We start from the raw sequence: 2,949 nt of genomic DNA, 5'->3' as shown, positions 1-2,949 counted from the left end.
TATAGTATGTATTATAATATATTTATATAAGAATATTATAATACATACTATATGAAAACGTTTAAAGAGAAGGGGTTTTGATAATGAGAGATTTTATGAGACGTATTTATTTTAAACCAATTGCAATTATTCTTACTATATTACTTATTCAATTTGCCTTTATTTTTTATTTACCTTGCAAAGATTCTTATATTGCTTATGCTGATGAGGTATTACATAAAGATGACACAGAGAAATCTGATGAATTATCTGCAAATTTAATTGGAAAATCTATAGAATTAATGAATGGTGAAAATATTTTAAGTACTTATGAATGTAATGGGGATGATATTACTTTAAAAGAGTCCAATGAAAATGATATTGTTAAAGAAAATGGTAATACAGAAAACACTGAATCAAAGGATGATGAAACTATAGGGCATGGGAGTAACACAGATGGCAGTGAACAGGGTGGAACTAGTGGGAATGAGCCTTCAGATGGAAATGATGAAGATGTACCACCAGAAATAGATGATAAAAAGGAAGCTATAGTACCTTTAATAAATTCTTTTGCAGAAGATATGGGGAAAAATTATGAAAAGCTTACTGTAAGTGCAGCTAATATAAATGCACAAGGAGAATATACATTTATTATTTTAGCAAGTGATAAACTTAATTTATGTAATCATTCTGCAACAAATAGTACTTTAAATAAATGGTTTATACCATTAATAGAACTAAGCAAAGGTGAACAAAAATTAGCTTATAGTGTTGACGGAAAAAAATTTTATGAACTTAGTTTAGATTCAAATAATAAAATACCATATTATATGAGAGCAAATATAACAGGAGCACCTAATTATACTGAAAAAGAACGTGATAGTATTCTTTATTTTAAGTATGCAGAGGATAGTGATGATACAGCAATAAAAATTAGAATTCATTATATACCATCTGCAAATGCCAATGATAATAACAACTCAAGTAATATTAGTGGAGATATATTAAAATCTGTATCTATATATGGAACTGAGAGGGTAGGAAATACTTTAAGAGCTAAGGTTAAATATAGCGATAATACAAACAAGCCTAAGGTTTCATATCAATGGTTAAGATGCAAAGATAAAAATGGAGAATATAAAGAGATAGATAATGCAGATAAAGAAGAGTACAAGCTTAAGAGTAATGATAAGGGATATTATTTAAAAGTTAAGGTGACTATATCTGGAGAAATTAGTGAAAATAAAGAAAGTGACAGAACTGAAATAATTAAAGAAAAGTTAAAAGACAATTCTTCAAACAGTAATTCTTGGAATAGTAGCTCAAATAAATATAATAGTGGAATAGTAGTTAATACAGATAAAACAAGTGATGATCAAATGTATTTAAATACTTCATATTCAAGTAAGGTTGATAAAGAAATATTTGATTTAACTAAGGAATATGAATATGAAAAATTAATTCTTGAGGGAAGTAATTATGTATGGAATTTTAATGCTTCAGATTTAAAAAATGTGTCTCAAATGGATGATAGTTTTGATTCTGAAATACAAACAAAAACACAAAATGATTCAGAAGTAGTTATAAACTTTAAACATCATGGAGTTTTACCAGGAAAAGCAACTGTTCAAGTTAATGTTGGTGATGAATTAAATGGTGATAACAGATACTTATACTATTATAATGAAGAAACTAATTCATTAGAGTTAATATCATCAAATATAAGTGTTAAAAAAGGAAAAGCTACATTTACTATAACACATTGTTCTAAATATATATTATCAGCAAGTCCAAATGCAGACAGCAACGTATCAACAGATGATTATAATACAACTATAGAAACATCAACACAAAACAATTATATAGATAATGTAGTTAATTTTGATAAAAATTCTAATGATGTTAATTTTAATAATATAGATTCATCAAATTTAATATGGAAAGAATCTATGGACGGAAAGTGGTATCTTAGTAGAAATTCATTTATAATGACAGGATGGCAAAAAGTAGATAATAATTGGTACTATTTTAATGAATTTGGAGTTATGCAAAAAGGTTGGATTAATTCAAATAGTAAATGGTATTATTTAGATAATAATGGATGTATGGTTACAGGATGGATAGAATCAAATAATAATTGGTACTATATAAATTCTAACGGAGAAATATCTACTGGGTGGAAAGAATTTAATAAAGTATGGTATTACTTTAATACAAATGGAGAGATGCAAACAGGATGGCAATATATAGATTATAGATGGTACTATTTATATCCAGATGGAGCAATGGCATATAACGTAGAAATTGATGGTCGTGTATTAAACAACAATGGAGCTGCTAGGTGATGTAGTGAAAAGTGGATAGTGGAAAGCTAAGAAATATGCTTGTCCCTAATGTGAGATGATATCTTATATTAGGGATTTTTTATAGAATTTTGATATATGCAACATGTGAAGCAACATTGAAATTGTATTTTAAAAAGCATTAAGTAAGAATCTAAATGGTGTTATACAGTGCATAGAAAGTATATGTTTTTTGCACAATGTTGATATTTTAGTATAAGAGCATAGTGGCATTGAAATTTGATTTTTTACAACTCTTAATGAAGCCCTGTTGAATTAATTTAGAATATAATTGAGAATTAAGCAATATAAAATCAGTATATGTCTTTGTAAAATGTTGATATATGCAATAGGTGAAGCGACATTGCAATTGAATTTTGAAAAGTATTAAGTAAGAATTTAAATGTTGTTATAAAGTGCATAGAAAGTATATGTTTTTTGTACAATGTTGATATTTTAGTATAAGAGCGCAGTGGCGTTGGAATTTGATTTTTTACAACTCTTAATGAAGCCCTGTTGAATTAATTTATAATCTAATTGAGATTTAAGCAATATACAATAATTATATGTCTTTGTAATATGTTGATATATGCAATATGTGAAGCGCCATTGCTATTGAATTTTGAAA

At 26.9% G+C, this 2,949-nt stretch carries 1 protein-coding gene; it reads left to right on the top strand.

Going from position 1 to position 2,949, the window contains the following annotated elements:
* Nucleotides 1-83: 83 nt before the first annotated feature.
* Complete coding sequence (locus NG918_RS16480; RefSeq protein WP_252227130.1) at nt 84-2,324, top strand: N-acetylmuramoyl-L-alanine amidase family protein; 2,241 nt, start codon at nt 84-86, stop codon at nt 2,322-2,324.
* Nucleotides 2,325-2,949 lie beyond the last annotated feature (625 nt).

This window comes from Clostridium sp. ZBS2 (assembly GCF_023845855.1).
Classification (GTDB): Bacteria; Bacillota; Clostridia; order Clostridiales; family Clostridiaceae; genus Clostridium; species Clostridium aquiflavi.
Note: the sequence above shows the minus strand (reverse complement) of the source record. Positions and strands in the feature narration are given on the sequence as shown.

Excerpts from the sequence above, each read along its gene's own strand:
- NG918_RS16480 (WP_252227130.1), top strand. The coding sequence starts at position 84 with ATGAGAGATTTTATGAGACGTATTTATTTTAAACCAATTGCAATTATT.